Origin of the sequence: Methylocella silvestris BL2 (genome assembly GCF_000021745.1) — a bacterium.
Taxonomy (GTDB): domain Bacteria; phylum Pseudomonadota; class Alphaproteobacteria; order Rhizobiales; family Beijerinckiaceae; genus Methylocapsa; species Methylocapsa silvestris.
Window position 1 is genome coordinate 945,323 of sequence record NC_011666.1, and the last position, 26,468, is coordinate 971,790.

Sequence of the window (26,468 nt, forward strand, 5' to 3'; positions counted from 1 at the left end):
AAGACTCCTCACGCGGAAGCGCCTTGCGCAATATTAATCGACGTTCGCCGTTGCGCTCACCGCAATCTACAACTTGAGCTTGGTCGATAGTCCGATATTTTGCATCATTACGAAATTTTAATATTGTGGCCAAACCTCCCTGTCAGGCATTAGACTACCGAATTTGCAGCGACGCTTCAAATTGTTCCTAAAAAATCAAGAAAATATTACGTGGCGCGCTCACCAACTTGAGCGTGTCTATTCAATGCTTTGCGGATCCCGAACAGCAGGCGCCCGAAGGTTTTCTTCGCACTGGCAGCCGCGGCGTAGGCGACTATGAGGAAATTGAATAGGCCGCCGCTATGGAACCTGAAGCCATCCGGCATTTCAAAACGAAGCCGCTTTCTAGCAATCTTCCTGAGCGAGGGCTGATCTTTGGCCTGGCAATGCAAGGAGAACGTCAATGTCGAAATCAGCTTCCGATCGCATCCGTCTCGGCCTCACAGGCTCTCTTTTGGCCTGCGGCGTTCTCTTCTCCGGAGCCGCCGAAGCCAAACATGGGAAGATGATGCAGGTCGAACTTATCAACATGCAGCGCGCAACGATGGAGAATGGCGCCAAGGCTACCGTCTATGTCGTTAAAATGGACGGCCATATGATGGTCGCCATACCTGCTAACCATATTTCGGACAGCTTGAGGCGGCAGCTGTTCCGGACGCCGTGCAAGCAAAATTTTGGGACGGGCTACTGCTCGTAAAGTTGCATAGGCCTGCCCAACAATTCCCCGTTGGGCCGGCCTGCAAGTCAGGACGGGGCGGAGGAGGCCTGCCGCCAGCCTCATACTCGACAATTTTCGATCTCAAATCAGCTCCTTTCCGCAAAGGATCAGCGCTATGTCAATCGCTGCGCGCTCTCACGCGAAGATCGAAGCGCGCCGTGCGCGCGTTGGCGCCGCTGCTTGGCGCTCCATTCTCGTCGCGTTGACCGCCTTTCTGACTGTCGTCGACCTGTTCGCGACACAGGCTATCTTGCCGCCGCTGGCTCATGCCTACGCTGTGACTCCGGCCGCGATGGGCCTCGCCGTCAATGCGAGCACTTTCGGCATGGCCGCTGCGAGCTTTGCGGTCGCCGCGTTCAGCCACCGGATCGATCGCCGTCGCGGCGTGATCATGAGTCTCGTCGCATTGTCGGTCCCGACGCTGCTGCTCGCCATAGCGCCCAATCTTGCCGTGTTTGCCCTGTTGCGAATCATGCAAGGATTGCTGATGGCCTCCGCCTTCACGCTGACGCTCGCCTATTTGAGCGAGCGATGCAGCGCATCGGATACTGCAAGCGCCTTCGCCGCCTATATCGCAGGCAATGTCGCGTCCAATTTATTCGGTCGCCTTCTCGCCGCAGCGACGACGGATCATTTCGGGTTGGCCACGAATTTTGTGCTGTTTGCCTGCCTCAATCTCGCAGGCACCGCGCTTGTCTATTTCACGGTTCGACGCCAATCCGCGCCGCCCCAGGACTACGCGCCGACGGATCCAGCTTCGGCCATAAGGGGGCATCTGAACAACCCGGCGCTGCGCGCCAGCTTTGGCGTCGGCTTTTGCATTCTCTTCGCCTTCATCGGCGTTTTCACTTTTGTGAATTTTGTCCTCGTTCGTCCCCCGATCAGCGCGGGCATGATGACTGTCGGATTCGTCTATCTCGTCTTTCTGCCCTCGATCGCGACAACCTTGTGGGCGGGGCGGGCTGTCGCGCGGTTAGGGCAGAGGCGCGGCCTTATCGGCGGGCTCGTCGTCGCGGCAGCTGGATTGCCGTTCCTGCTGACGTCGTCTCTCATGCTCGTGACCGCGGGTCTCGGCTTTTTCGCGATTGGAACATTCTTCGCGCAGGCGGTGGCGACGGGATTCGTCGGCCCCGCAGCGACGGGCGACCGAGGCGCCGCGAGCGGCCTCTACCTTGCATGCTACTTTCTCGGCGGGATCGCCGGCACGGCGACGCTTGGCTGGATATTCGACAGTTTCGGCTGGGCCGCCTGCATCGGCGGCGTCGCGTTTTCGCTGAGCGTCGCGGCGCTGCTCGGGACGCGGTTTTTCCTGCCCGCGCATCACTGATGGCTAAAGTCCCGCGCCAAAAAAGGCCCCACTGGGGCCTTTCTTATTGGCGGCTTCCGTCCGGGCCGGGGGTCAGACCGTCTCAAGAGTCATGCGCCGCAATTCGTGCAGGTGAAAGCCTTCGAGCGCATCGACTTCGCGGTCCCAGGGCGCGTCTTCGAGTATGCTTGCGGCGTCGGCGCGGCCCGCATCCCAGCGGGTTTTTATTCCCCGGCGGCTGAAGTCGATGTCCTTGGTGTGGTCCTCGCCGTCTTGCGCCGGCGCAAGCAGCCTCACAACATGGGTCTGGGTCAGGCATCCATAGGCGGCCATCTCCTGCACTTGCGGGCTCAGGCGCTCGTCATCGGGCAGGCGCGCGGCGAGTTCGGCGATGATATGCCGCAGACGATGGATCTGTTTTTGACGCTTGATGTGGCTCAGCGCCCGGCTGGCATATTGAACTTCTTTCTGGCGGTGCATCACCTGCCAGATGGATTCCGGCTCGGGGCCCTGCGGATTCCAGATATGGACGGCGATAACAAGAGAATGGCGCCGCGGGTTGTCGTCGAAGACGGCCTCGACCGGCGTGTTCGACAACAGGCCGCCGTCCCAATACAGGTCGCCGTCGATCCGGATCGCCGGAAAGGCGGGCGGCAAGGCGCCGGACGCCATGATGTGCCGGGCGGTCAGTTTTGCCTCACGGCTGTCGAAATAGCGCATGTCGCTCGTGCGAAGATTGGCCGCGCCGACGGTCAGCCGCGGCGCACAGGCCGACAGGCGCTCGAAATTGACAAGCTCGCAGAGGGTTCGCTCAAGCGGCCTTGTCGAATAATAGCCGGCCGCCTCCGGGGCCATCGGAATGTGAAGGCCGAGGAAGGCGAGCGGGTTTGGCCTGAAGAAGTCGGCGACGCCTTGGGTCAGCGTCATCCAGTTCGGCAGGCTCCGACCGAGCCATGGCGTCGCGCCAAAGAAATCCAGCGCCGGGCTTTCTTCGACGCGCCGCCAAAACTCTCTCAAACGATCAAGGCGTTGCTCTGGCTCATTGCCGGCGATCAGACTTGAATTGATGGCGCCGATGGAGGTTCCGATGACCCAATCGGGTTCGATTCCGGCCTCATGCAAAGCCTCATAGACGCCCGCCTGATAGGCGCCGAGCGCGCCGCCGCCCTGAAACACCAGAACGATTTGTCCGACGTCGGGACCCGGCTTTTGCCGCCGCGACTCACGCGGCGGCGCCTCCGGCGGCTCCTTCGCAGCTCCATAGATTTCGTCGTGAGTTGCGCTTGTCGTCATTTCGACCTCCATCGCCCGCGGCCTCGCAAGAAGCGGAAGAGGCGCCACAAAATGTGCGGCGGGGTCGCACAGCGTCGAGCGCCAACGCTTCGGTTTTACGAGAGGCCGGGGCTGTGATGAAATATTGTATGGGTCCTCTTTCAATAGCGGCCGGCTATTGGCCAGTGCAGCGGAAATCCTGCACTCTGATAGAGGCGCGGCCTTGCCGCGCATAGATGAGAGAGACGAGCGCGCAATCCCGGGCCGATCATTCGCTTCGGCGGACATGCGAGAAACGAATTGAACACCAGAACGAAATTGCGCGAAGCCCTCGCCAACATCTGCGCGGCGGAGATGACGCTGGGCCAGCGGCTCGCCGCTTACGCCGCGGCGATGCGGGAGTTCAAGTCGCCTTTTTCCGACGAATACGACCGGATCGTCGAGCGACTGAGGACTGGCGAGGCCGGCGCCGGCGCGCCACAGCTGGGTGAGCTCATGCCTTCGTTCGTCCTGCCGGCTGCCGATGGAAGGCTCGTGAGCCTCGACCAGCTTCTCGCGCGCGGTCCGCTCGTCGTCAGCTTCAATCGCGGCCACTGGTGTCCATTCTGCAAGATTGAGCTACGCTCGCTCGCCGCCGCCGAGGGCGACATCGTCGGCTGCGGCGCGCAGATCGTTTCGATCATGCCGGACCGGCAACCGTTCGTCGCGCCGCTGGCGGCAGAGCTCGCCGGCAAGGTGTTGATCCTGACCGATATGGACAACAGCTATGCCTTGTCCCTTGGCCTGGCGATGTGGATCGGCGCCCCAGTTCAAAAATTGTGTTTAGACTACGGCCTTCCACTTCAGGACTTCCAAGGCAATAACGCCTGGTTTTTGCCTCTGCCGGCGACATTCGTGGTGGCGCCTGACGGACGCGTCGCCGCGCGTTTCGTCAATCCGGAGTTCCGCGCGCGCATGGCGATCGAAGATATCATGGCGGCGCTTCAGTCGCAGCGGGCCTGACAGGGCTACGCCAAACTCAGGGGGCCGGCGGCTCCCAGGCCCTCGCGCGGAGAAGATTAATCAGCGCTGCCGTCTGCACATCCCGCTCACGCCCGGCGACGGCGTAAAGATAGAGCGTTCGCTTGAGATCAAGGTCGGACGCCGCGATTCGAAGCACACCCTCGGGGCAAGGGGTGCTTTTCGGCAGGATCGCGACGCCAAGCCCTTCCCCGACGAGCTGCATGAGATCGGCGTCGCAGACCATCGCATGCTCGCCGCCAAAGGCGATTTCGTGTTGACGGCTGAATTCGAGCCAAACGTCCGCGACCTCGCAATAGGGCCGCGTAAGGAGGCGCTCTGCCGCGAAATCGGCGAGCGCGGCGCCGCCGGCGGCGGGAGGCGCGCGGCTCGGAGCGACGACAAGATCGAATCCCTCTGAAAACAGCGGCCACGCATCGAGCCTGTCCCACGTCTCCCCAAGGGGACCAGCAATCGCCATCGCAGCCTCTCCTTTCTTGAGGCGTTCGGCGATCTCCGGCGGGGTTCCGCGCAGGAAGCGCAATTCGAGCGCCGGAAAGGCGCGCATCAGCTCCCGGAGGGGCGAGACCAGAAGGGCCATGCTGACTGAATGCGATAGCGCTAGCGTCAGTGACGCGACGGCGCCCTTTTGTATGGAGGCGGCCAGCTTTTTCGCCGCGAGCGCGCCTTCATAGCATTGCCGCATCAGGGGCAACATCTGCTGACCGAAGACGGTCAGATGCGTCAGATTCCGCTCGCGACGGAAAACATCGCCCCCGAGCTCCGCCTCGAGAAGCTTGATGGCGCGCGTAAGGGATGGCTGCGCGACGTGGCACTCTTCGGCGGCGCGCGTAAAATTAAGAGTGCGGGACGCCGCCAGAAAGTAGCGTACCTGATGCATCTCCATCGAAATTTGCCTCGGGGCCGTATAGACAAGCTTGCGCAATATTAGGCCCGGGAGCGGGAGAGGGGAATAGGCCGCCGCCAAGCGCTACGGATAGTCTCTCGCTATGAAACCCGAAGCAATCCAGTATTTCAAAACGAGGCCCGTTCTCGCCATTCTCCTGACCAGCAGGCCGACCTACCGGCCTGGTAAATCGCAGGAGAACGCCAATGTCCATCCCGACTTCAACTCTCATGTTTCGCACCCTTGCCGGCGCCGCCCTTGCCGCCGGCGTTCTGTTCGCCGGAGCGGCCGAAGCGAAGACCCGAATGATGCATGTCCAATTGCTCAAGTCGCAACAGGCGACATTTGAAAATGGCTCAAAAGCCACCGTCTATGTGGTCAAGATGAATGGCCACACCATGGTCGCCATACCGGCCGACAACATTCCAGACGCGCTTCATCAGCAGTTGTTCACAGTCAAACATTAAGCCCGGCCGTCGCTGATCAAGGAGAGCTCGCATGTTCAAGACAGCAACATCATCAAACAAAGGTTGGAGGATCGCTTTTCTCGCGCTGTGCGGCGCAGCTGCGCCCGTCTTTGCGCATGCGGGCGAATGTCCCACGAAAAGCCAAGTCGCCGGGGCGACGGCCCCGGTCGATTACGCCGCCAAGGGTGTGACCGATAGCGTCATCGGCGCAATCGATCTCTCGTCGGAGCCGGCCCATATCGCCGACCGGAAACTCCGCCTTCGCAAGCTTGTGATCGAGCCGGGCGGCGTCGTTCCCTGGCATAGCCACGGCGACCGTCCGGCCATCATCTACATTGTGTCCGGCGAGGTTACGGAATATGCGAGCGGTTGCTCCGTTCCGATCGTCCACAAGACGGGCGACGCCACCCCCGAGACGCATGCGACGTCGCACTGGTGGAAGAATACAGGACGCGAGACCGCGATCCTTTTGTCCGCGGACCTGCTTCACGACGCGGCCGATCACAACATGTGATGGGTGAGGTTGGCGCAGCCGTGGATCTTACGGCGAGCGCTGTCGCCAACACGCGTCAGTCTGCTTTTTCAATGAGGTGACACGCCATGAATAAAAAGTTCTTGCGCTGCCTGGCGATCGCCGGCGCGCTCGCGGTCGCCCCCGCCGCATTTGCCGCGGGTCTCGACGGCTTCGAATACCAGAAAGAGACGAGCGTGACGATGAAGAGCGGTAAGACGGTCACGCTCACAATCGGAAAAATGAATGGAAAGACCGTAGTCGTCCTCCCCATGGAAGACCTCAGCTATCTCTATGAGCGCGCCGAGGGTCATACGATGGCGACCGGCCCCTAAGGGAAGCATCGATCTTGGGCGGATTGCCTCGCGATCCGTCCAGATCTAATCTCAACAGTCGGCGGAGCCCGCCTGTTATTCAATAATGCGGTTTGCAACGGCCCCAACAAATGACGAGCGTCATGTCGCTTCATTCAAGCGAATCGATCGCGTCAAATTCCAGCGTACCATTCATAGCCCCGATCGGGCCAAAAGCCGCCCTTGCCGCGTCCGATGTCGCTAAGCCGCTCGGTCAGCTCAATGCGCATTACATATTTCGCCTGCTTGTAGCCAAGCTGCCGTTCCACCCGCAGGCGCAGCGGCGCGCCATGGCCAACGGTCAGCGGCGCATCGTTGAGACTTAGCGCCAGAATGGTTTGCGGATGAAAGGCGTCGATCAGATCGATGCTTTCATAATATTGTCCGGTTCCATCGAGCGCATGTTCATACATATCGGCGCAGTGGAACACCACAAAGCGGGCGGCCGGAAGGAGCGCGGCGCGCTCCAGCACGGCGGCAAGCGGGACGCCTGTCCATTTGCCGATGGCGCTCCAGCCCTCGACGCAGTCATGCCGCGTGATCTGCGTCCGCTGCGGCAGGGCCTGGAGATCGGCCAGCGACAAGTCGAGCGGCTTGACGACAAGCCCATCGACGCGCAGGCGCCAATCGGAGAAATTGCTTTCGACGAGCGCGGCATAATCTTCACCTTCCGGCGCACGGGTGCCGTTGACTTTGAACACCGGCGACAAATCGGCGGCGGCGAACTCGCGCGCCATCGAACGGCCCTCGCCCAGCAACCGCTGCGAGCGATAGGTCAAACGCTCGGCCGAGGCGAGAAAGGCCTGAAAATCTGGCGCTTCCGACAGGCGATCGCAGCCGCCGAGCAGCGCGCTGCCGAGGCTCGCCGCGCCCAGAGCCAGAAGCCGACGCCGCGGAATTTGGAAGCTACTCATCTTGAGCCTCTGGAACGATGGCGAATTTGCCTGTGATCATAGAGCGTAATTCATTGACCGGCCCGGCCAGCAGCACCATCGCGACATGAACGAATATAAACAGCACGATCAGATTGGCGGCGATGAAGTGGATCGTCCGCGCCGATTGCCGCCCGGCGAACAAATCGACGAGCCAGGGCAAAATCGCGTCCATCCCCGGCGACATTGTGAGGCCGGACAAGATCATGACCGGCAACAGCACGCCGATCACGCCAAGATAGGCGAGCTTTTGCAGCGGATTGTAGCGCAGCGCCGCTTCGCCGCGCGGAAACCGAAGCCGAAGATGATCGGCGATATCATGCAGAAGGGATTTCGGGCGCAGCTGTTCGCTGCTGGGCAACAGGTCCCGGCGAAGATGTCCGCTGGCTAATCCCCCAACGTAGTAAACGAGGAGATTTGCGACGAACAGCCACGCGAAAAAGAAGTGCCAGCGGCGGCCCAAGGAGAGATCGCGAAAACCGGGGAGCGTGATCCATCGCGGAAAGCCTCTCTCGACCACGTCGCCATCGGCGTTGCGGGAGGCGCCCAGGACGCCGGTCGTTGGCAACGTCGCCGAGCCAATTTTGAGGAAGCCCGTCAATTGTCCGCCTGCAGTTTCATTCGCCCCGATTTCAAGCAGCGGGTGGTCAGCGTCTGCTCCGTATTGGCCCCAATAAAGGGCCGGATGCGCGTTGAAAATCTGAAGGCCGCTCATCAGCAAAACGATAACGCAAAGGAGATTGATCCAATGCGTCACGCGCGTCAGAAGCGCATGGCGGTGAACCACTCGCCGCTGCGGCCACGATGACAGCGCCGGAGCCGCCTCTTGAATTTCGGTCATGTTCCGCTTCCGATTCAGACTGCCCGGCCCGACGGGCGAACCCGCTCCAGCGCAAGGACTGAAGCGGGTAACGCGGCCCCTGGACTTACTTGTCGCCCTTCATTGCGTCGCCTTTCATCGCGTCGCCCTTCATCGCGTCGCCCTTCATGGCGTCGCCCTTCATCGCATCACCTTTCATGGCGTCGCCCTTCATCGCATCGCCCTTCATGGCGTCGCCCTTCATGTGATCTCCGGTCGTGGTCTCCGTCTTCATTTTGTCTTCGGCGGAGGCCGCGCTCGCATATACGGAGCCGACGATCAAAAAGGCGCCTGCCGCAAAGCGGGCGATGGCGTTTCTGGTGTTCATAAAACTCTCCTGTCGATACGCGGCGCTCAAGGCCGCGCGTGAACGCGCCTCTTGCAGATCTGCAAGAGCGCCATTTGGAGCCAGCCGACTGCGCCAGCCTTGGGCTCCAACAGGGATACGGTCGCCAACGTCGAAACGTTACCTGCTTTTTGAGATATGTCCTCGCAGGCGACGCGTTCGCTCGGTGGGCTGGAAGATCCGGGCGCAAGCGCGGCAGGAAACGCAGCGGCGGCGTTCATTTCGAGGCGCCTTCGGCCATGCTATTCCAGCGCTAGGCGCGACGACGCGCGGCGGCCGCGTTCGCGTCGGCGGGATCGTCCGTCGGATAAAGCTCGCTCAACGGCCGCGAGACGCCATCGGGAAAGACAATGCGAACATGGAAGCGCTTAAGGCGTCGCGGATGCGACACGCCGCAGCTATGAGCGATTACTTCCACGTCGCGCCGCAAATTGCGGCAGTAATTGGCGACCCTTACAGCCTTGTCGGCTGGGTCGAGACCCTTTTGCAGTCGCTTGTCATGCGTTGTGACGCCCGTCGGGCAGGTATTTTTGTTGCATTTGAGGGACTGAATACAGCCAAGCGCGAACATAAAGCCCCTGGCCGAATTGACAAATGTCGCGCCCGCGCACAACGCCCAGGCGACGTCGGCGGGGGTGGTCAGCTTGCCTGATGCGATGATCGGAATGCGCTCCGCCAGACCATGATTTTTGATGATGTCTCGAACGAGCGGAAGCGATTCGCGGATAGGAAGCCCGACATTATCCATGAGCGCCATGGGCGCCGCTCCGGTGCCGCCATCCCCGGAATCGAGCGTAAAGAAATCAGGACCGGCGCCTCGCGCCAACACCTTCGCCATGAGGTCTTCGAGCCAGCCATAGGCGCCGAGGACGGCTTTGACGCCGACCGGCTTTCGCGTGATCGTCTTGACCCTCTCGATGAAATCAAGCAATTCGTCATTGCTGTTGATTTCAGGGTGGCGATTGGGACTGATCGAATCCTCGCCGATCGGTATTCCTCTAATCCCGGCGATCTCCGGCGTCACTTTCACGCCTGGCAGAATTCCGCCTTTACCAGGCTTCGCGCCCTGCGAGAGCTTGATTTCAAACATTTTGACCTGCGGAAGATCGGCGACCTCGCGCAATCTGTCTTCATTCAAGGTTCCGTCGGAATGACGCACGCCATATTTGGCGGTGCCGATCTGAAAGATGATATCCGCGCCTCCGTCCAGATGATAGGACGACAGGCCCCCCTCTCCCGTATTCATCCAGCATCCGGCCATTCGCGCGCCCTTTGATAGAGCGAGCACCGCAGGACCGGACAGCGCGCCAAAACTCATGCCGGAAATGTTGAAAAACGACCTGGCGAGATAGGGGTATGGCGAATCCGGCCCAATCACGAAAGGTGGCGTCGGTTCGACATCGTCGTCGAGCGTCGGGTAAGGGCAATTGACGAAGATGGGCGTTCCGGATTCCCGGATGTATTTGGTGGAGCCGAATGCGACAGTAGAGTCGCTATCTTTCGACGCCCGCTCCACCCAGTTCCGTTCGGCTCGGTTGAAGGGAAGCTCGTCCCGGTCCATCGCGAAGAAATACTGCCGGAAGAATTCGCCCAGATTCGAGAATATGTAGCGCAAATGTCCGATCACGGGGTAATTGCGCAAAATGGCGTCGCGCGTTTGTCGCCGGTCCAGGACAAACACGATCAACAGGGCGAGGGCGCCGCAGCCAAGGGCGAACACGAACAATGTGGAAAGCAGATCCACAGCTTGCATGATGGACGACGAGAGTGCGGTCATCGAGGCTCTGCCTTGCTCGTGTATTTGTTTTATCGCCGATACTTAGACAGGCAGCCGACTATCGCGAGCCGCTTGCGGTAACCAGTCCGCCCGGGACGTTGCGATTTCCGGCTTCCTCAAGAAGTTGCTGGATCACCCGTTCCGAATTCTCGTAATCTTCCTCGCCGAAATGATGATGTCTGATGCGGCCTTCCGCGTCCGCGAAATAGGCGGCCGGCCAATACTCATTGCCGAAGGCCTTCCAGACCGCATAGGCGGTGTCGATGGCGACGGGATAGTCAATTCCAAGCCGCGCGACGGCCTTGCGCACATTCGCCGGATCCTTCTCGAAGGAAAGTTCGGGCGTATGAACGCCGATGACGACGAGGCCGTGATCGCGGTATTTTTGCGCCCAGGCGCGGACATGAGGGAGCGCGTGCAGGCAATTGATGCAATTGAACGTCCAGAAATTGACCAGCACCACCTTGCCCCGGAGCGCCTGCGGCGTCAGGGGCTGCGAGTTCAGCCATTCGACGGCGCCGGCAAAACCCGGCAAGGAGCCTTCGACCGGAAGAGCGGCCGCGGCGTGGGCGGCGACTTTTGTGACGCCAAGGTCCGCCGCAGCAGGCGCCGGCTGCAGGAAAGCGACGTTGGTCAGCCTCGCCTCGGCGCCCAGGGCTGGCGAGAGCCAGCTCTTGTGGTCAAAATCGTTTTCCCCGAGAGCCGCCGGATCTGCGGTCGGCGCCGGCCGCGGGGCGAGGACATCGTGCGCCCTTGCGCGGTTGAGCAGCTTCTCTTCAACCGACGTCGTATTGGCGAAGTCGATCTGCGACAGGAGTTCGACGTCGAGCCCCGTCGCAATAAGCCCGACCGCCGCCAGCACAGCGACGCCTAGCCCACGCCGCAGCGATGCGCCCGCAGCGAGCGTGCGCTTCAGCGAGGCGCCGACCTTGGCTCCTGCAAAAAGCGCCAGAGCCAAAGATGTTGCGGCGCCGCATGCATAGGCAAAGAGGAGGAACGACGTCCCGATGCTCGCGCCATTCAGCGCGGCGCCGGTCAGGATGAGGCCCAGAACTGGGCCAGCGCAGGGCGCCCACAAGAACCCCGTCGCGACTCCGAGAAGGAGCGAGGCGTAAGGCGCGGCGCTGTCGGCCGAAAATCGTGATGAGGATAGACGCGCGCCAAGCGCGACCAGAGGCCGGCTGAGCCATTCCGCGAGCCTTTCGGAGAAAAGCGTCAAAGCGAACAGGACAAACAGCGCCAGAGCCGCGAAGCGCGCATATTGGTTCGTTGCGACCGCCCAGCCGCCGCCGGCCGCGGCAAGCGTGGCGAGGCCGGTAAAGGCGGCGGCCATCCCAAACAGCATAGGCAGAGCGCTCCGCAGAAAGGGCTGGCCGGCGCGCGCGAAAACAAAAGGCAGAACGGGGAGAATGCAGGGACTGAGGATGGTGAGAACGCCCGCCAGATAGGCCGCAATCAGAAGTGTCACGGTAGAATCTCCCGGGCTAGTATGATGCTTCCACAGCCACGCAGACGGCCGGCTCAGGGCGAGCGCCCATGGCGGCGCAAATGCTTTGCGGGCGAAGCCGTCAGCCTCATTCGGTTGCTCGTCCAATGCTTCGCGGAAGAGAGGGAGGCTGTTACAGGGAGGAGCAGCCGATTTGGTCACGTCGGCGTGATCGCGGTCCCTTCCGGCCGCGGCGAGCGACGTGCAATCAGGGCTATCGCGCCCATATAGGCTTGAAAGATGGGAGTCCGGATTGCCGATGCTCAATGTTCAGATGGATCTGTTCGAGCGTTCCCTTCTTCCCGGCCTGAGGCTCGGCGAGAACATCATCTCGGCCGCGGCAGAGCAGACTTTGATCAGCGCCATCGATGCAGCGCGCCTATCGCCGTTCCGCTTCCAGGGCTGGCTTGGCAAGCGCGTGACCGCCTCGTTCGGCTGGCGCTATGACTTCGAGACCGCCAGCTTCGGGCCGGCCGAACCGATTCCAGAGTTTCTGCTGCCCCTGCGCGAAAGCGCCGCCGGTTTTGCCGGCCTGCCAACTGGCGCGCTGGCTCAGGCTCTGCTGATCCGCTACGATCCCGGCGCTGGCATCGGCTGGCATCGCGACCGGCCGCTGTTCGAACATGTCATCGGCATATCTCTTGGCGCGCCCGCTGTGCTGCGGTTTCGGCGCCGGACGGCCGCCGGGTTCGATCGGGCGAACGCGCCGCTGGCTCCGCGCTCGATCTATCACCTCAGCGGCGACGCGCGGCATTTATGGGAGCATAGCATCGCCCAGGTAGACGTCGCGCGCTGGTCGATCACCTTCCGCAGCCTTTCGGAAAAGGGGCTGGTCGAAGCGAAGAGAGTCGGCGGCGAGCGGCGATGAAGGATAGCGTGGATCAGACTGGCGTTTCGCCTGCAAGCCATCGAGATGGGGTTTCGCCGGTGGCCGAAGCGAAGCCGCCGCACCACATGAGCGATGAACCTCCATTTCCGCAGAAGGAGTGACATATGACAACGCAAACCGAACGGGCCGTTCTTGCCGGCGGCTGTTTCTGGGGCATGCAGGATCTCATACGCCGCTATCCCGGCGTGATCTCGACCCGAGTCGGCTATACCGGCGGCGATGTGCCCAACGCGACCTACCGCAACCACGGAACCCATGCCGAGGCGATCGAGATTATCTTCGATCCCGAAAAGATCAGTTATCGGACGCTTCTCGAGTTCTTTTTCCAGATCCACGATCCGACGACCCGGAACCGTCAGGGCAATGATGTGGGGCTAAGCTATCGTTCGGCCATTTATTACACCAGCGAGGAGCAGAAGCGGGTCGCCGCCGACGCTATCGCCGATGTTGACGCGTCAGGTCTCTGGCCGGGCCGCGTCGTGACGGAAGTCGCGCCGGCCGGCGATTTCTGGGAGGCCGAGCCGGAGCATCAGGATTATCTGGAGCGGTATCCGGCCGGATACACCTGTCACTTCATCCGCCCTGGCTGGAAACTTCCCGTCCGGGCGGAAGCGCATAAGCAGTCTGGCGCGGCATAGCCCGCGTCGAGCTGATCGCGCGCTAGCGCGAGACCTGACGCTCGGCCGGAGGCGGGCTGCGGCGGGACAGCTATTTTAAAGAAGTTTGAGGAGATGAAAGACAAAACTGCCACCTCGTCGAGCAATGGTTCGTTCTCGCGGGCGATTGCGCCGCCCGAAGACGTGAAGGCCGATCAGGTCAAAGCGCCATGGAGCAGGGCGCCTCAAGATTGTCATTCCGACGCCAGAGAAGCGAGCCGCCACGAAGATTGAAATTAAGACTTCGGCGTAAGTCGGCAGGCGCGGCACATGCGCAGATCTTGTGGACGCTCCAACACGCCATCCTCAATGAGAACCAGCAAAAGGCGATGGCTCAGGCGTAAGGCGTGCCCGCCATCGCGGCATTCAGGCCGATGGCTCCCTTATCGACAAGAGCGAGGAAGGCGGCTTCCGCTTGCCCTGTATCTTGCGTCTTTCGAAAGGTCCGGTGAGCTTGGATGAAGGCCACAGTCCAGGTCGCCAGGAGCAGGCCGGCCGCGAGATGGGCGTCGGGATCGGTCTGGTCTCGCCCGACGCATTCGGCGAGCGCTGCCGCTACGACGTTCGCGAGCTCGTCCCGTATCGCCCTGGCCCGAGCCTTGAGGGTTTCGCTGCCCTCGACCGTGTGGATGAAACCTTGGCTCCGAGCAGAAAATTCGACGGCCGGACTCTGTTCCGCGATCAGCCGATGCGCGAGCAGACGGAACGCTTCGATCGGAGCGACGCTGGGATCACGCTGCCGTAGGGCTCTGCGCAGCATCTCGCGGCCCTCTTCATCGCGATCAAAGAACATGTCCTCCTTGCGCGGGAAGTGGTTGAACACCGTCATCCGCCCGACGTCGGCGGCGTCCGCGATCTCATCCACAGTCACTTGATCGAAGCCGCGCTCAATGAAGAGGCGCGTGGCGGCGTCGGAGATGCCTTGTCGCGTGGCGAGGCGCTTACGGGATCGGCGGTCGGACGGCATTGACATGTAGCCCATGATAACACGCATTATGTACTGAGTACATATTTTCATTGACAGGCACCCATTGGCAGCGCATTGAATGTACTCAGTACATATTTATGCGGTCACGGCGATATGGTGGCTGTCGAAGCCGGACCGGTCGGACGCCTGACCGCCATCGAGCTGACTTTGGGCAGCGTGCACGTCCTCAACCCGAAGCGTCTGGCGCACGGACACCGCACAGCTCGCGTCGAAAGTGAGGAACAGGATGAAAGCAGCGCAATTCAGCCGGTTCGGAGGTCCCGAAGTCCTGGAGATCGTGGATCTTCCCGATCCGCATCCCGGTCCCGGACAGATCCGGATCATCGTGCGGGCGGCGGGCATCAATGCGACCGAGTGGAAGCTGCGCAGGGGCCTGTTGAGCTTCGGCGCGGGGCTGCCGCAGACGACGGGTCGCGACGTCGCTGGCGTCGTCGACGAGGTCGGAGAAGGCGTCACCGACGTCGCTGTCGGCGACCGGGTGTTCGGCGTCTCCGACGATGGCGCCGGAGCGGCTGAACTGGCGCTGCTGACCTATCGGGCGCCGATCCCGCTGTCCCTCGGTTTCGTCGACGCCGCCGCCCTTCCCGTCGCGCTCGAAACGGCCACGCGCAGCCTGGACGAACTCGGCGTCGGCGCCGGAATCACCCTGCTCATCAACGGCGCCGCCGGTGGGATCGGCAGCACCGCCGTTCAGCTCGCCATCGCCCGCGGCGCGCGCGTGATCGGCGCCGCCAGCGCCGCCAACCACGACTATCTTCGGCTCCTCGGCGCAGAGCCTGTGACATATGGCGACGGCATGGCCGAACGAGTCCGCACCCTTGCGCCCGATGGCGTCGACGCCGCGCTCGACGTCGCCGGAAGCGGCGTGCTGCCCGAGTTGATCGATCTCGCCGGCGCCCCGCACAACGTGGTGACGCTCGCCGACATCGACGGAGCGAAACAGCATGGGGTCCGCTTCAGCAACGGCTTTCACGGCCACGCCTTTCACGCGCTTGCTGAAATAGGAGCGCTGATCGAAGCCGGGCGCTTTTGGCTTCCCGTCGAGCGGACCTACCCGCTCGCCGAGATCTCGGAAGCGCACCGCGTCAGCGAGCGCGGCCACGTTCGAGGCAGGCTGGTGCTGGTTATCGACTGAAGGCCGCGCTTCAGATCTCGTCGCCGATGAAGCCATTCCTGAGGTATTATGAACAGACCGCTTCTCGTTATCTATGCCACGATCGGCCTCGACGCCGTCGGTATTGGCCTCATCTTCCCTATTCTGCCGCGGCTTCTTGAGGATGTGACGCGCACCCAGAATATCGCGCCCTACATCGGGATCATGATCGCGCTCTACGGGATCATGCAGTTCATCTTCGCGCCCGTGCTCGGCGCTTTGAGCGACAACCTCGGCAGGCGTCCCGTGCTGCTCATTTCCCTGGCGGGCGCGGCGATCAATTATGTCCTCCTCGCGTTCGCGCCGCAGCTTTGGATGCTGCTGCTCGGCCGCGCCATTGCCGGCCTCACCAGCGCCAATGTCTCCGTAGCGACGGCCTACATCACCGACATTTCGCCCGAGGACAAGCGAGCCGGTCGCTTCGGTCTCTTCAACGCCATGTTTGGCGTCGGCTTCATCATCGGGCCCGTTCTCGGCGGACTGCTCGGCGACTATTGGCTGCGGCTCCCTTTCATCGCCGCCGCCGTGCTGAACGCCTGCAACTTCCTGCTGGCTCTGTTCATTCTGCCGGAGTCTCGCACGCCGGGCCGCCAGAAGATCGATCTGGCCGCGCTCAACCCGCTTCGGCCGCTGCGATGGGTGCTCTCGATGAAGGGGCTGCTGCCCATCATCTTCGTGTTTTTCATCTTGAGCGCGACCGGAGAGGCCTATGGCGTCTGCTGGGCGCTGTGGGGCTTCGACACGTTTCAGTGGAACGGCTTCTGGATCGGCCTTTCGCTTGGCGCGTTCGGCGTCTGCCAAACGCTAGTGCAGGCGCTCTTGCCAGGCCCCGCGACAAAATTGCTCGGGGAGCGCCGGGCTGTTCTTGTCGGGATCGCCTGCGCCTGCATCGCTCTGGTCGCCATGGCGTTCGCCAAACAAGGCTGGATCGTCTTCGCGATCATGCCGATCTTCGCACTCGGCAGCATCGGCACGCCGGCGCTTCAGGCGCTGGCGACCCGGCAGGTTGACGAAGCCCGTCAAGGCCAGTTCCAAGGCGTGCTGGCGTCGGCTGTAAGCTTGGCGTCGATCGTCGCGCCGCTCGCTTTCTCGACCTTCTACTTTGTCGTCCAGGCGGAGTGGCCCGGAGCCATTTGGCTCGCGGTGGTCGTCATTTATTCAATGGCGGTCCCGTTGGTTCTTCTGGGAACCCGGACCGCCCGCCCTGCGCGGCCTGCGAGCGCGTAGCGCGAAGCTCTTGGGGAATATGAGAATCTGGCGGCTGATCTCGTGGGGGCCGCCTCAGGAGAGAGCGCGGTTCGGAGCATTCGCTCCTTTACACTTTCTTTATAACGATGACCGAGGCCACGAATGGCTTGTATATGCCCATCGTGATAGCTGATCCCGACTAGCAAGGAAAATGGACGCCAGCGTCTGCGTACAAAGAACTGCCGGGCATTTTCTGTTCAGCGATGTCGAGCGGAAGCCGCGGACCGGAGGTCTGGTAACTGCCGCTCAGCTCAAGGGATCAATCGAATGAGTTGGAGCGATATCAAGAAATTGCTCAAGCGGATTGACGATCAGTTTTCGGACGCGGTTTACCTACACGGATGCTGTTTGACGGGACTGGAGACAACGCACTGTGAGCGTGGGAGCGAGCCGCGAGAGTCGCCCCGAGATTGTCCGCAAACAGACAGTATTCGAGGCCGACAATCGAATCGAAGCGATCGGCCTGCGTCGGCGTTTCGCGGAAATCCAGCGCATTTGGCTGGTTGACCAAGCGACGCCCTTTCATTGCAGTGATTTGCACCGGTCTATGACCTAATATTGAAGCTTTTTTTTGGACCGTATAACGCATGACCGTGTATGGTGTCCTTCTTATCGTCATTCTTCTCGTCGTCCTCGTCCTGACGATCCGGCCCCTAGGGGGCTACATGGCCTGGGTCTTTGCCGGCCGCCACACGTCAATTCATCCCCTAAAGTTTATTGAAGACAGCTTGTTTCGTCTGACCGGCGTCGATCCCGAGAGCGAGCAAAACTGGCTCAACTATGCCGCCGCGCTCATCATTTTCAATTTGGCCGGCATCCTTCTGCTCTTCGCCTTCCTGCTTCTCCAGGACGCATTGCCCCTCAATCCGCGGGGATTCGGGCCAATGGCTCCGGACCTTGCTTTCAACACTGCCGTCAGCTTCGTCACGAACACCAGCTGGCAAGCCTATGGCGGCGAGACGACGCTCAGCTACTTCAACCAGATGGGGGGCGTTGCGGTCCAATCCTTCCTTTCGGCCGCGACGGGCATGGCGGTCGCGATCGCGATGGCGCGCGGCTTCGCCCGCCATGGAGCGGAGACCGTCGGAAACGCCTGGGTCGACATCACGCGGGCCACGCTCTATGTGCTGTTGCCGCTCTCTGTGATCGGAGCGTTGTTTCTCGCCTCGCAAGGGGCGCCGCAAACCTTTGAGGGTACTGTCGCGGCCGCAACCCTCGATGGCGCAGTGCAGACCATCGCGCGCGGGCCCGTCGCGTCGCAGGAAGCGATCAAGCTCCTCGGCGGCGACGGCGGCGGTTTCTTCAACGTCAATTCGGCGCATCCGTTTGAGAACCCGACGGCGCTCACGAATTTCTTTGAAATGCTGCTGATCTTTCTCATCGGCGCCGCCCTGACCAATACATTCGGCCGCATGGTTGGCGATGAGCGGCAAGGCTGGAGTTTATTCGGCGCGATGTTGATCCTGTTCGCTGTGGGTCTTTTCGTCGTTTATTTCTCCGAAGCCTCAGGCAATCCGCATTTCGCCGCGCTTGGCGTCGATCAGACGGCAGGTCCGCTCCAGGCCGGCGGAAACATGGAAGGCAAGGACGTTCGCTTCGGCATCGCTGGATCGGCGCTCTTTGCTAATGTCACCACGACCTCGGCCGACGGCGCCGTCAACGCAATGCATGACAGCTTCACGCCCCTCGGCGGCGGCATGGTCCTGGCCAATATGATGATGGATGAGGTAATCGTCGGGGCTCCCGGCTCCGGCCTTTTCGGGATGCTGCTCTATGTCCTGGTTGCCGTCTTCGTCGCGGGGTTGATGGTCGGCCGCACGCCCGAATATCTCGGCAAGAAGATCGAATCCGCCGAAGTGAAGATGGCTGTGCTGGCGCTGCTCGTTGTTCCGGCGACGATACTCATCCCGACGGCGCTCGCGGCTGTGCTCCCCACAGCGCTCGCCGCGCTGTCCAATGCCGGGCCGCATGGCTTTTCGGAATTGCTCTATGCCTATACGTCCGCCGCCGCGACCAACGGAAGCGCTTTCGCCGGCCTCGGCGCCAATACGCCTTTCTTCAATCTGACATTGGCGGCGGCGATGCTGAGCGGACGGTTCCTCGTCATCCTTCCAGTCCTCGCCATCGCAGGTTCGCTCGCCGCCAAGGCGAAGGTCCCTGTGTCGGCCGGAACCTTGCCCACCGACGGGACGCAATTCATCTTTCTGATCGTTGGCGCTGTTGTTATTTTTGGAATGCTAACCTTCTTTCCAGCTCTTGCGCTGGGCCCGCTCGCGGAGCATTTCGCCGGGCCACAGCTGTATTGATTGCCGGCGCTGCCGAAGCGTTTGTGGTCGCCCCCCCCGATATTCAATTTTCCCTTTATCTCATTTTATAACAGGAAGGCCGCTTCCATCTCGATTTTTTATGCCGGTATGAGCACCTTCGTGGCGCAGCGCCCAATCCAAGTCGACGGGTTCGAGGCGTTGCCACAAGCAACAGGGATCTGAAAGGAAAGCAACATGGCGCAGAGCGAGACGAAGGACTCTCTTGATTTTTGCGAGCCTCCTTCGTGGCCTTCGTCGCGATCATCTCTCTTCTTCCTTGGCCAGGATCACGCCGGCAACTGGGTCGTGCGGGACCAAATGGGGCTATGCGGCGGTCTTTTCGTCAACCGCTCCGAAGCGCTCCGGTTCGCGATGCTGGAGAACGGGCGTCGACCGCGCGCGGTCGTCATGGTCCCCGGCGCCCTCGAGTTCAGCATTGGCGCGCTTGGCAAAGCGGTCGCCAATGATTTTGTCGACTTTACAGGTGACGCCAGCCGAACGCGCGGCTGACGACCAGGCGGCGCCAGCATCCACGGCGCGGCCTCTTTCACGAGCGGCCGCGCCGCACTGGCAAACGAAGCACTCGCCAGATGCTGATCGCCTATCGTCCGAAGGCCTTACTCAAACCGACAAGAAGCGGCGCCGATTTTTTCGAACTCGACTGTTAGGCGCTGGCCGGGAAGAACCTGAAGAATTGGCGCACAGGAACCGGTCGCCACGATATCGCCGGCGTTGATTTGCGCTCCTTGAAGGGACAACTTCCGAGCCAACCAAACGACGGCTTCGAGCGGATGCCCAAGGATCGCGGCGGCGCTCGCGCGCAGAACGATCTTATCGTCGATCCGCGCAGTCATTACGCGCAGATCCAGACTCTGAACGTCCGGGCGCTCTGCGATGGGGCCACAGATCGTCGCAACATGCAGCCCAAAATCGGCGATAGAGGCCAAATCTATTCTCGGACCCGGCTTCGCCCTTCGGCCGAGGAGACCGATCGTCGGCCGGCAGGCGACGATCGCTTCCGCTGCGGAGGCGCGATCGATGCTCTCCCCGAAACCGGGGAATGGCCTGCCCATTGTGAAAGTCAACTCGCACTGCGCGCCTATGATGCCCTGAGGCAGGCGGATCAGGCATTCATCTGCAAAATGCGCGCTGTTGGGCATTACGGTATAGATGGGCTCATGAAGCCCTAGCGTATGACGGCAAACCTCGCTTGTGGCGATCAACGCGTAGCCGATGAAACCATCGACATAGGCTTCCAGCGCTGCTGCTTGCACGGCGCCCGCTTCGGCCTTGGACTGAAGCTCGGCCAGACCGAGATCGGAAAACATTCCCGCTTTCCTGTTAGCAGCCAATTTCTCGCCGAGCTTGTCGAGATCATTTTCTTGCATTTGCGCACTCCACATCAGCGAAGGGAGCAACTCATCTACCGTCATGTCAAATTAAAATGCTATAAAAGGAAATTCATGTAGATACACGTCATCAAGCATAACAATTCCATTCCGGGGTTATGCGCGCCAGCGACGCGCGATCCGAGGCGCTAGATCGAATGAAAAACCTCGGCCCGCGATTTGCCATCGATGACTGTTGGTCCGGCTGGACGAGCTTTTCAAACTAGATTGCCGTCGCTCTTGTCCCTTTTCGCGATGATTTTCATCTCCGCATCCGGCGTCGGTGGACCCCGCCACTGTCTTTTTTCGACCGGCCATAAGCGCTGGATCATGCCGTACAAGAATGCCGTCGTGAGGCCAAAAAGGATCATTCCATTGAGGGCTTCAAGAGCGCCCATGAGCTGCCAATGGTCAGCAAGGAAAATATTGGCGTGGCCGTAGGTGGTCATCGCGCTTAGCGAATAAAGCATCGCGCCTCGTCCATCGGGAAGGGCGCCAAGCAGGCGGTAAGCGATGGCCCAGATGCACGCTTCAAATCCATGCAAAACAGTCGCCGCAAGCGTGGTGGCGCCCATCACGAGCGCGAACGCAAAAAGGAAGTGGCGGCGATCCCTGGTCCCCAACCTGTCCAGGATTTTTGCATTGATGTAGCCAAGGCCGATGACGTGGAAAATGACAGTTACGACGATCAATGGCATGCTCCAGGCCCAATCACCGTTCCACGCCAAAGCGGTTTCACCGTTCATTATTCATTTCCTCTCCCGCTTCGGCCTCGGCGCGCCCTCACCAAGTCGAGATAGCGCGCAATTCCGCGCGACTCACCGGACTTTGTCCGCCCGGACGGCCCGCACCAACGCGGCGGAGGAAAGCAGGACCGCGGCGGCGGCGATTGCGCCGCAAACGAGCCCGGCCGGCGTCAAGCGCGCCGACGCTTTCATCGCAAAGCTGCGGCCCCATTGAACCTCAACGACGGCTTTCATTTCCTCAGGATGCGTCGCGGCCTCGGCCGGCGGCTCATCGAGGAACGCAGCGCGGCCGTCTTTGATCGTCGGCCGACGCGTTTCGAAAGTGAGGCTCATGACTTGTCCTTCCTTGCTTTGGCGCCTCGGTCTTCGTCATTTTCCTCGGCGATGCCCTCGACGCCAGCGGCTTCGAAGCGGCGCGGATCGTCTTTGCCCATTTCAGGCTTCAAGTCGATCTCTCATAGCAAATACAGACAGCCTCAACGTCGTCGCCTCAGCAGGGCCGTTGCAAGCCCAAGCCTCGGGCGATCCGGCGATTCCTGAAGTCTGAATTCCGTCCCGACCTGGCCCCCCGGCCGTCCTACCACTCTGGTTTTTGCGGCAGACCGTCCGTGATCTCGTAGAAATCGGCTTTCGACGCCACGAAGATATGCTCGGCCAAGCGCAATCCTGTCGGCTGCTCAAGCGTGCCGGCCGTTACGTAAGTCTCTTCGCCCGGCTCCATTTTCCAGAAAACATTACCCCCGCAGCGCGCGCAGAAGCCACGTCGAACGAGTTCGGACGATTGAAACCACGTCAGCGTTTCCGCTGCGATTAGATCGAGATCGGCAGATCGGCAACTCGCCATCGCCGCATAATTGCCGCTTGTTTTCGCGCATTGCGAACAGTGGCATGCGATCGGCTGCGAGAGCGCGGCTCGGATTTCGTAACGCACACCCCCGCAGAGACATCCGCCGTGAATTGCCATTGGTCTTCTCGGCTTTCTTCCAGGAGTCCGTTTAGCGGCTGCTGCCGAGATCAGGTTTCTTCATGTCAAAAGTCGGGCAATCCCGAATTTCAAAACGGTCTCCAAGAGGCCACAGAGTGCGAGAGGCGCTAAACTTTTGGGGACACAAGCGACCGGATTTGGCTCTTCATCAGCGACGACGCCGTTCCAGGCGATAAATCCAGGCGCGCGGCTTTCGTAATGCGACCGCGGCAATCCGGCCATGCCCTGATCTTTCAATCGCCCTGCGAGCTCACGCCGGACCAGCCCGGCAGGCTCTTGGCCTTATCGCTCTTGGCCAGCAGCAGCGCTTCGGCGAGCGCCTTGTCGAAGTTCTTTTCGACCACGTCCTCGTCGATCCGTCGGCGCAGGAAGTCGGCCCACAGAAACTCGAAGAAAGGCTTGTCGCTCTTCGCGCAGCCGCCCTGCCTGATCAGCGCCCCGACCAAGCTGCGATAGGGGTCGTCGGCCAGATCGGCCATGCGCTTTGGAATGTCGTCAAGCTCGCGCCGGCGCCCATGTCGATCATAGGCGTGGCACCAGGCGCTGTTGTCGAGAAAGGTCCAAAACTCGCCCTTGGGCAGCGGCGAAAGGTCGGCGATGACATAGACGGCGACGCGGCCGGCGTCTTCTTCAAGAAGCCCCCGCGCCAAATGATGATGATCGACGATATAAGGCTCGTCCTTGGGACCGACGACAGCCGGTATGACGTGACGGCGCAGAATACGCGACCGCTCCTCCTTGTCGGCGTCGCGCCATTCGCGCCGCTTGAGCTCGACCTCGCGCAGTCCAACTGTCATCTGCGTCGGCCGGAGCGTCGAGACGTCGATTCCGAATTTCAGGCTGTCGGACATTTGACGACCTTTGATCTTGGAAGCCGCGGCGACGCGAATGCGGATGGTAGGCTCGCCGGCTTTGCGCGGCCAGCATTGGCGAAATATCGCGCCATCACGATTTCCTGATAGACTGCCCATTCGAGGGAAAGGTCGGGGCGGTCGTCTGTCGAGCTCGACAAATACGCGATGCGGTCGCAGGACGACCTTCGCCGCGGCGGCCAAGATCTGCGTCAACAGGACCCGCGATACGGCTATACTCAGGAAGTCTGCGTTTCAGGCCGGAGCCCGAAGCACGGGTATGCTCGAACGCTTCTGGCGGCGTCGCCCCCGATCAATCCGGGACGGGGGTCAGCCCCCTTTCGAAAGCCGCCGCAGATTTTCGGCGACGCGCTTCTGGTAAAAAGCGATGGCGCGCCCGGGAACTTGCCGAGCTTTGCCGGAGGCGATGCTCCATGCTGCATCGACGCTTGTGTCAAATGCGGCCTTCACCTTTTCGCTCACCATCCGCTTGCTTTCTCGTTTGGCGGCGGCGCCGCCAAACGAGACCTTCGCCATGCGCAACGCTATGACGGCGGGGGCGCTGACGCTCAATTTGATCGCATTCGTAGCCATTCTGGCCCAGCTGGCTTTTGCCTTTGACATGGATTCAACCTCGTTCGGGGCGTGAAGGCCCATTCGCATCACGTCCACTATGGCTCTTCAACGCATCGCACTCGATCAACCCTCTGATCCGATGCCTCGCGGTCTCGTTGCCGACTGACTCAAACTCGAATGCCCCGATCCTACCATACTCCCGGCAATTCGCCGCCCGCCGCCATTCGGCGATCGACCGACGCCTGCGCGTTCGTCTCGATCCAGGAATTGCGCCACAATCCGTGGGATGAGGAAGCTGGCCACGACAAGTGCGGCGCCCCAGTTGCAAGGGGCTTCCAAGATCATCGCCGGTAACTTGGCTTCGCATTCTTATGTAAGAGTGCGCCTCGCGCCCAAATGCCCGCGCTCGGGTCTTACCGCCTGATGCGGTTCGCGGATGGCATGACGGACCTAATCGGGAGGCTTCACTGCGCAACATTGATTTCAGTTCGTGGCAGAGCCTCCTTGCGACATTGATCGGCTTGGCGCTGTTCACGCTCCTTGGCGTCGGAATCCGTCTGTTGGCGATGGTCACGATCCAGCAACGGCGCGAGCGGATGAACCGCCAGATCAACGAGCGCCTGCGGACGCTGATAGCGGCCTATAAAACGCTCGGCGGCTCGTTCACCGGCACTCTGACCGTCGATCCGACGCATCTGCGCGATCTGCGCCACCGTGATAAGCCCTTCGCCGAGAACGAGACGATAATTGCCTTGGATCCGATCGCCGACAATGCCGCTGCACCGGACCGCACCCGGCGCATTCGCGATGCTGTCGAGGCAGCCCTCTCGGACATCATCCTGCTTGGGACCGAAGAGCATGTCCGCCTCGCCGGATCCGCCGCGCGGGAGTTGGTCGCCGGACGCCCTGTTCACACGCATGGACTCGTCATCTCGCTCCGCGATTTCATTCGCAAAGCGCTCGATCTTGATCCGATCCCGGCGGATGTTGCGATTCCGATGCAGGGGCCCACCCGGCCTGCCAGCGCTGGCGGGCGCGATAAGGGCGAACGTGGGAAAGATGAGTCCAGGCAAGGCGCAGGGGGCGGCGGCGCGGGCATGGGCGGCGGCATGGGCGCAGGCCTTGGCGCAGGCAGCGTCGACGAAGACCCATGGCCCTCGGATCATCGTCCATAAAGGCAACTTTCGGGAAACCAGCTTTCAAACCAAGTCTCTCTCGCTTTTCTCTCCCTTCGCCACGATCTGCAAGGCATGGGCAAAGGCCAGTGGAGCGCTAGCGTCTCAGTGGGCCGCGCGGACAGCGTCCTCAGCGCCCGATTTCTGCGAAGGCGGGAGGCGTTATAATGTTGCTGACGGCGTCCGGTTCGCGATGTGTTTGGCGGGAGTTGGGACTATGGCCGAGAAAGAAGCTGTCGAGGCAACCGTCACCGGCAACGACCAGCAGGTGGGGTTCCGCGCCATGGTCATGAAGCAGGCGATCGCCTACAATCTCGCGGGATCGGCGAGGAATGACGCAAACGAAATTGTCCACTTTACATTGCAAGGCGACAAACATCGGATCGATTCGGCGCTCGCGACCCTTCAAGAAGGGACCAAAAGATCGTCTGACATCAAGATCGCGACGACGTCCGCAGCAATCGACCCCGGTCTGAACGCGTTTACGATCGTGGATTGGACCTCGTCGAGCCGAAATATCACGAACACATATAATCTCGTCTTCGAGCTTAGGGCCGACGATACGGCGATTTCGCCAACAGACGCCAAAGCGGCATGGCATCAGATTCTCGAAAAAACCCTCAACGCCGACGATTTGAAGAAGCTGCAGCCTAACGACTGAATCGCTGCGCGTCGAACTGGCGGCATGAGGCGGCGCATTCCCCCGGCCATTGTTTCGGGGCGCGTCTGTGAAAGGCTGCGGCTAGGAGCCGCCCGACGGGAAACCGGCGTCGCTTCGTCGAGCAGGAGGCGGACATGCATAAATTGGCGATATTCGCAGGATTGGCCGCGCTGGCCGGCGTCCTGGGAGCCGAGGCGGCGCAGGCCCACCCCTCGCGCATCATCCTGCTCAGGCACGGGGAAAAGAAAAACAGCTCCGAGCTTTGCGATGTCGGGAAACTGCGCGCTCAGGCGCTCTCGGATCAGTACCTTGGCAAGGGCGCGCCCGGGAACGAGATCATCTTCGGCAAGGGCGGGACGCCAGACGCTTTCCTTGCTGTCACCATGCATACGCAGGAGACGGCGGCGCCCTCAGCCAAAAGCTGGGGGGAGCAGGTCACTCCTTTTTCGGTCCCTCCCAAGGATCCCAACGAGGACGCCGACCTCGACGCGCAAACGCAGAAGGCGGCGGCCGCGCTCAACTCGCCCGCTTACGACGGCAAGATTGTCGTCGTCGTGTGGGAACACAAGCGTATCGCCAACAAGGACCTGAACAAGGACGGGAATACGCTCTGGACGCTTCTCAGCCTCGGCGACATTGGCAATGCCGATGCGCCCAAGAGCTGGAAGGGCGCGAACTACGACTTTTTCTGGATCATTGACTACACAACATCCAAGCCGACGTTCACGGTGGTCCAGCAGGAATACGCTGGCCCTGATGGCGCCAAGATTCCCGACAATCCATGGGGCGAGGACGTGGACCGGAGCAAGTTTCCAGAGTTCTATCAGGATTGCAAGCAATAGCTTGAGGAGGCGTTCAGCCGTGGCTATGACGC

Annotated in this window: 29 protein-coding genes; 16 read left to right on the plus strand and 13 right to left on the minus strand. The window is 61.2% G+C overall.

Annotated elements, in window-relative coordinates:
* Nucleotides 1–442 precede the first annotated feature (442 nt).
* A complete protein-coding gene (locus tag MSIL_RS04420) occupies nucleotides 443–736 on the plus strand; it encodes a hypothetical protein (RefSeq protein ID WP_012589896.1) in 294 nt (97 codons plus the stop codon).
* Between the two features lie 136 nt (nucleotides 737–872).
* Complete coding sequence (locus MSIL_RS04425; RefSeq protein ID WP_012589897.1) at nucleotides 873–2,084, plus strand: MFS transporter; 1,212 nt, start codon at nucleotides 873–875, stop codon at nucleotides 2,082–2,084.
* A gap of 72 nt (nucleotides 2,085–2,156) precedes the next feature.
* Here MSIL_RS04425 and MSIL_RS04430 read toward each other — a convergent pair whose 3' ends face one another.
* Nucleotides 2,157–3,356 carry a patatin-like phospholipase family protein gene (locus MSIL_RS04430; RefSeq protein ID WP_012589898.1) on the minus strand — a complete coding sequence of 400 codons (1,200 nt, stop codon included), beginning with the start codon at nucleotides 3,354–3,356 and terminating at the stop codon, nucleotides 2,157–2,159.
* Nucleotides 3,357–3,635: 279 nt separating this feature from the next.
* Between MSIL_RS04430 and MSIL_RS04435 the strand changes: the two genes are divergently transcribed.
* Nucleotides 3,636–4,337: a peroxiredoxin-like family protein gene (locus tag MSIL_RS04435; RefSeq protein ID WP_012589899.1), complete on the plus strand. Its 702-nt coding sequence runs from the start codon at nucleotides 3,636–3,638 to the stop codon at nucleotides 4,335–4,337.
* 16 nt (nucleotides 4,338–4,353) lie between these two features.
* Here the strand turns inward: MSIL_RS04435 and MSIL_RS04440 are convergent, their stop codons facing one another.
* Complete coding sequence (locus tag MSIL_RS04440) at nucleotides 4,354–5,241, minus strand: LysR family transcriptional regulator (protein ID WP_012589900.1); 888 nt, start codon at nucleotides 5,239–5,241, stop codon at nucleotides 4,354–4,356.
* Nucleotides 5,242–5,447: 206 nt separating this feature from the next.
* Between MSIL_RS04440 and MSIL_RS04445 the strand changes: the two genes are divergently transcribed.
* From MSIL_RS04445 to MSIL_RS04455, 3 genes are all read left to right on the plus strand, one after another.
* Entirely contained in the window at nucleotides 5,448–5,708 is a 261-nt protein-coding gene (locus MSIL_RS04445) for a hypothetical protein (RefSeq protein WP_012589901.1), read from the plus strand.
* 31 nt (nucleotides 5,709–5,739) lie between these two features.
* Nucleotides 5,740–6,222 carry a cupin domain-containing protein gene (locus MSIL_RS04450; RefSeq protein WP_012589902.1) on the plus strand — a complete coding sequence of 161 codons (483 nt, stop codon included), beginning with the start codon at nucleotides 5,740–5,742 and terminating at the stop codon, nucleotides 6,220–6,222.
* An 86-nt stretch (nucleotides 6,223–6,308) separates the two neighbouring features.
* On the plus strand, nucleotides 6,309–6,554 hold the full coding sequence (locus MSIL_RS04455) for a hypothetical protein (RefSeq protein WP_012589903.1): 246 nt from the start codon (nucleotides 6,309–6,311) through the stop codon (nucleotides 6,552–6,554).
* 152 nt (nucleotides 6,555–6,706) lie between these two features.
* On the opposite strand, the gene MSIL_RS04460 is transcribed toward MSIL_RS04455, so the two are convergent.
* The 5 genes from MSIL_RS04460 to MSIL_RS04480 form a co-directional block, all read right to left on the minus strand.
* Entirely contained in the window at nucleotides 6,707–7,486 is a 780-nt protein-coding gene (locus tag MSIL_RS04460; protein ID WP_012589904.1) for a molybdopterin-binding protein, read from the minus strand.
* Nucleotides 7,479–8,345 (minus strand): cytochrome b/b6 domain-containing protein, encoded by an 867-nt coding sequence (locus MSIL_RS04465; protein WP_012589905.1) that lies wholly within the window; start codon nucleotides 8,343–8,345, stop codon nucleotides 7,479–7,481. The genes MSIL_RS04460 and MSIL_RS04465 overlap by 8 nt, the downstream gene beginning before the upstream one ends.
* Before the next feature lie 85 nt (nucleotides 8,346–8,430).
* Complete coding sequence (locus tag MSIL_RS04470) at nucleotides 8,431–8,691, minus strand: pentapeptide MXKDX repeat protein (RefSeq protein ID WP_012589906.1); 261 nt, start codon at nucleotides 8,689–8,691, stop codon at nucleotides 8,431–8,433.
* A gap of 271 nt (nucleotides 8,692–8,962) precedes the next feature.
* Nucleotides 8,963–10,486, minus strand: coding sequence for an FMN-binding glutamate synthase family protein (locus MSIL_RS04475; RefSeq protein WP_012589907.1), 1,524 nt, complete (start codon nucleotides 10,484–10,486; stop codon nucleotides 8,963–8,965).
* A 58-nt stretch (nucleotides 10,487–10,544) separates the two neighbouring features.
* A complete protein-coding gene (locus MSIL_RS04480; protein ID WP_012589908.1) occupies nucleotides 10,545–11,954 on the minus strand; it encodes a cytochrome c biogenesis protein DipZ in 1,410 nt (469 codons plus the stop codon).
* 277 nt (nucleotides 11,955–12,231) lie between these two features.
* Between MSIL_RS04480 and MSIL_RS04485 the strand changes: the two genes are divergently transcribed.
* Both MSIL_RS04485 and msrA read left to right on the plus strand, forming a co-directional pair.
* Nucleotides 12,232–12,840 carry an alpha-ketoglutarate-dependent dioxygenase AlkB gene (locus MSIL_RS04485; protein ID WP_012589909.1) on the plus strand — a complete coding sequence of 203 codons (609 nt, stop codon included), beginning with the start codon at nucleotides 12,232–12,234 and terminating at the stop codon, nucleotides 12,838–12,840.
* A 125-nt stretch (nucleotides 12,841–12,965) separates the two neighbouring features.
* A complete protein-coding gene (msrA, locus tag MSIL_RS04490; protein ID WP_012589910.1) occupies nucleotides 12,966–13,499 on the plus strand; it encodes a peptide-methionine (S)-S-oxide reductase MsrA in 534 nt (177 codons plus the stop codon).
* 352 nt (nucleotides 13,500–13,851) lie between these two features.
* Here the strand turns inward: msrA and MSIL_RS20530 are convergent, their stop codons facing one another.
* The gene (locus MSIL_RS20530) at nucleotides 13,852–14,490 is read right to left on the minus strand and encodes a TetR/AcrR family transcriptional regulator (protein ID WP_083772285.1); all 639 of its coding nucleotides are present in this window, start codon (nucleotides 14,488–14,490) and stop codon (nucleotides 13,852–13,854) included.
* 241 nt (nucleotides 14,491–14,731) lie between these two features.
* Here MSIL_RS20530 and MSIL_RS04500 point away from each other — a divergent pair, with 241 nt between their 5' ends.
* The 4 genes from MSIL_RS04500 to MSIL_RS21190 all read left to right on the plus strand — a co-directional run bounded on the left by MSIL_RS04500 (nucleotide 14,732) and on the right by MSIL_RS21190 (nucleotide 19,722).
* Nucleotides 14,732–15,640 (plus strand): NADP-dependent oxidoreductase, encoded by a 909-nt coding sequence (locus tag MSIL_RS04500; RefSeq protein WP_012589912.1) that lies wholly within the window; start codon nucleotides 14,732–14,734, stop codon nucleotides 15,638–15,640.
* Between the two features lie 48 nt (nucleotides 15,641–15,688).
* Complete coding sequence (locus MSIL_RS04505) at nucleotides 15,689–16,885, plus strand: TCR/Tet family MFS transporter (protein WP_012589913.1); 1,197 nt, start codon at nucleotides 15,689–15,691, stop codon at nucleotides 16,883–16,885.
* A 608-nt stretch (nucleotides 16,886–17,493) separates the two neighbouring features.
* On the plus strand, nucleotides 17,494–19,212 hold the full coding sequence (gene kdpA, locus MSIL_RS04510) for a potassium-transporting ATPase subunit KdpA (protein WP_012589914.1): 1,719 nt from the start codon (nucleotides 17,494–17,496) through the stop codon (nucleotides 19,210–19,212).
* A 195-nt stretch (nucleotides 19,213–19,407) separates the two neighbouring features.
* Nucleotides 19,408–19,722 carry a hypothetical protein gene (locus MSIL_RS21190; protein WP_012589915.1) on the plus strand — a complete coding sequence of 105 codons (315 nt, stop codon included), beginning with the start codon at nucleotides 19,408–19,410 and terminating at the stop codon, nucleotides 19,720–19,722.
* Nucleotides 19,723–19,829: 107 nt separating this feature from the next.
* On the opposite strand, the gene MSIL_RS04525 is transcribed toward MSIL_RS21190, so the two are convergent.
* From MSIL_RS04525 to MSIL_RS04545, 5 genes are all read right to left on the minus strand, one after another.
* Nucleotides 19,830–20,600 (minus strand): 2-keto-4-pentenoate hydratase, encoded by a 771-nt coding sequence (locus MSIL_RS04525; RefSeq protein WP_012589916.1) that lies wholly within the window; start codon nucleotides 20,598–20,600, stop codon nucleotides 19,830–19,832.
* Nucleotides 20,601–20,818: 218 nt separating this feature from the next.
* The gene (locus MSIL_RS20020) at nucleotides 20,819–21,346 is read right to left on the minus strand and encodes a hypothetical protein (RefSeq protein WP_012589917.1); all 528 of its coding nucleotides are present in this window, start codon (nucleotides 21,344–21,346) and stop codon (nucleotides 20,819–20,821) included.
* 72 nt (nucleotides 21,347–21,418) lie between these two features.
* Nucleotides 21,419–21,679 (minus strand): hypothetical protein, encoded by a 261-nt coding sequence (locus MSIL_RS04535; protein WP_012589918.1) that lies wholly within the window; start codon nucleotides 21,677–21,679, stop codon nucleotides 21,419–21,421.
* A gap of 244 nt (nucleotides 21,680–21,923) precedes the next feature.
* Entirely contained in the window at nucleotides 21,924–22,310 is a 387-nt protein-coding gene (locus tag MSIL_RS04540) for a GFA family protein (RefSeq protein WP_012589919.1), read from the minus strand.
* Nucleotides 22,311–22,564: 254 nt separating this feature from the next.
* Entirely contained in the window at nucleotides 22,565–23,182 is a 618-nt protein-coding gene (locus MSIL_RS04545; RefSeq protein WP_012589920.1) for a ParB-like protein, read from the minus strand.
* 415 nt (nucleotides 23,183–23,597) lie between these two features.
* Here MSIL_RS04545 and MSIL_RS21595 point away from each other — a divergent pair, with 415 nt between their 5' ends.
* The 4 genes from MSIL_RS21595 (at nucleotide 23,598) to MSIL_RS04565 (ending at nucleotide 26,436) form a co-directional block, all read left to right on the plus strand.
* Nucleotides 23,598–23,831: a hypothetical protein gene (locus tag MSIL_RS21595; protein WP_187148702.1), complete on the plus strand. Its 234-nt coding sequence runs from the start codon at nucleotides 23,598–23,600 to the stop codon at nucleotides 23,829–23,831.
* 448 nt (nucleotides 23,832–24,279) lie between these two features.
* Nucleotides 24,280–24,933: a hypothetical protein gene (locus MSIL_RS04555; RefSeq protein WP_244406214.1), complete on the plus strand. Its 654-nt coding sequence runs from the start codon at nucleotides 24,280–24,282 to the stop codon at nucleotides 24,931–24,933.
* Nucleotides 24,881–25,594, plus strand: coding sequence for an acylphosphatase (locus MSIL_RS20535; RefSeq protein WP_187148703.1), 714 nt, complete (start codon nucleotides 24,881–24,883; stop codon nucleotides 25,592–25,594). The genes MSIL_RS04555 and MSIL_RS20535 overlap by 53 nt, the downstream gene beginning before the upstream one ends.
* Before the next feature lie 161 nt (nucleotides 25,595–25,755).
* Nucleotides 25,756–26,436, plus strand: coding sequence for a histidine phosphatase family protein (locus tag MSIL_RS04565; protein WP_148213019.1), 681 nt, complete (start codon nucleotides 25,756–25,758; stop codon nucleotides 26,434–26,436).
* The last annotated feature ends 32 nt before the right edge of the window (nucleotides 26,437–26,468 follow it).

Coding starts and splice junctions, on each gene's coding strand:
- MSIL_RS04420 (WP_012589896.1), top strand. CDS start 443: ATGTCGAAATCAGCTTCCGATCGCATCCGTCTCGGCCTCACAGGCTCT.
- MSIL_RS04425 (WP_012589897.1), top strand. CDS start 873: ATGTCAATCGCTGCGCGCTCTCACGCGAAGATCGAAGCGCGCCGTGCG.
- MSIL_RS04430 (WP_012589898.1), bottom strand. CDS start 3,356: ATGACGACAAGCGCAACTCACGACGAAATCTATGGAGCTGCGAAGGAG.
- MSIL_RS04440 (WP_012589900.1), bottom strand. CDS start 5,241: ATGGAGATGCATCAGGTACGCTACTTTCTGGCGGCGTCCCGCACTCTT.
- MSIL_RS04445 (WP_012589901.1), top strand. CDS start 5,448: ATGTCCATCCCGACTTCAACTCTCATGTTTCGCACCCTTGCCGGCGCC.
- MSIL_RS04450 (WP_012589902.1), top strand. CDS start 5,740: ATGTTCAAGACAGCAACATCATCAAACAAAGGTTGGAGGATCGCTTTT.
- MSIL_RS04455 (WP_012589903.1), top strand. CDS start 6,309: ATGAATAAAAAGTTCTTGCGCTGCCTGGCGATCGCCGGCGCGCTCGCG.
- MSIL_RS04460 (WP_012589904.1), bottom strand. CDS start 7,486: ATGAGTAGCTTCCAAATTCCGCGGCGTCGGCTTCTGGCTCTGGGCGCG.
- MSIL_RS04465 (WP_012589905.1), bottom strand. CDS start 8,345: ATGACCGAAATTCAAGAGGCGGCTCCGGCGCTGTCATCGTGGCCGCAG.
- MSIL_RS04470 (WP_012589906.1), bottom strand. CDS start 8,691: ATGAACACCAGAAACGCCATCGCCCGCTTTGCGGCAGGCGCCTTTTTG.
- MSIL_RS04475 (WP_012589907.1), bottom strand. CDS start 10,486: ATGACCGCACTCTCGTCGTCCATCATGCAAGCTGTGGATCTGCTTTCC.
- MSIL_RS04485 (WP_012589909.1), top strand. CDS start 12,232: ATGCTCAATGTTCAGATGGATCTGTTCGAGCGTTCCCTTCTTCCCGGC.
- msrA (WP_012589910.1), top strand. CDS start 12,966: ATGACAACGCAAACCGAACGGGCCGTTCTTGCCGGCGGCTGTTTCTGG.
- MSIL_RS20530 (WP_083772285.1), bottom strand. CDS start 14,490: ATGTCAATGCCGTCCGACCGCCGATCCCGTAAGCGCCTCGCCACGCGA.
- MSIL_RS04500 (WP_012589912.1), top strand. CDS start 14,732: ATGAAAGCAGCGCAATTCAGCCGGTTCGGAGGTCCCGAAGTCCTGGAG.
- MSIL_RS04505 (WP_012589913.1), top strand. CDS start 15,689: ATGAACAGACCGCTTCTCGTTATCTATGCCACGATCGGCCTCGACGCC.
- kdpA (WP_012589914.1), top strand. CDS start 17,494: ATGACCGTGTATGGTGTCCTTCTTATCGTCATTCTTCTCGTCGTCCTC.
- MSIL_RS21190 (WP_012589915.1), top strand. CDS start 19,408: ATGGCGCAGAGCGAGACGAAGGACTCTCTTGATTTTTGCGAGCCTCCT.
- MSIL_RS04525 (WP_012589916.1), bottom strand. CDS start 20,600: ATGCAAGAAAATGATCTCGACAAGCTCGGCGAGAAATTGGCTGCTAAC.
- MSIL_RS20020 (WP_012589917.1), bottom strand. CDS start 21,346: ATGAACGGTGAAACCGCTTTGGCGTGGAACGGTGATTGGGCCTGGAGC.
- MSIL_RS04535 (WP_012589918.1), bottom strand. CDS start 21,679: ATGAGCCTCACTTTCGAAACGCGTCGGCCGACGATCAAAGACGGCCGC.
- MSIL_RS04540 (WP_012589919.1), bottom strand. CDS start 22,310: ATGGCAATTCACGGCGGATGTCTCTGCGGGGGTGTGCGTTACGAAATC.
- MSIL_RS04545 (WP_012589920.1), bottom strand. CDS start 23,182: ATGTCCGACAGCCTGAAATTCGGAATCGACGTCTCGACGCTCCGGCCG.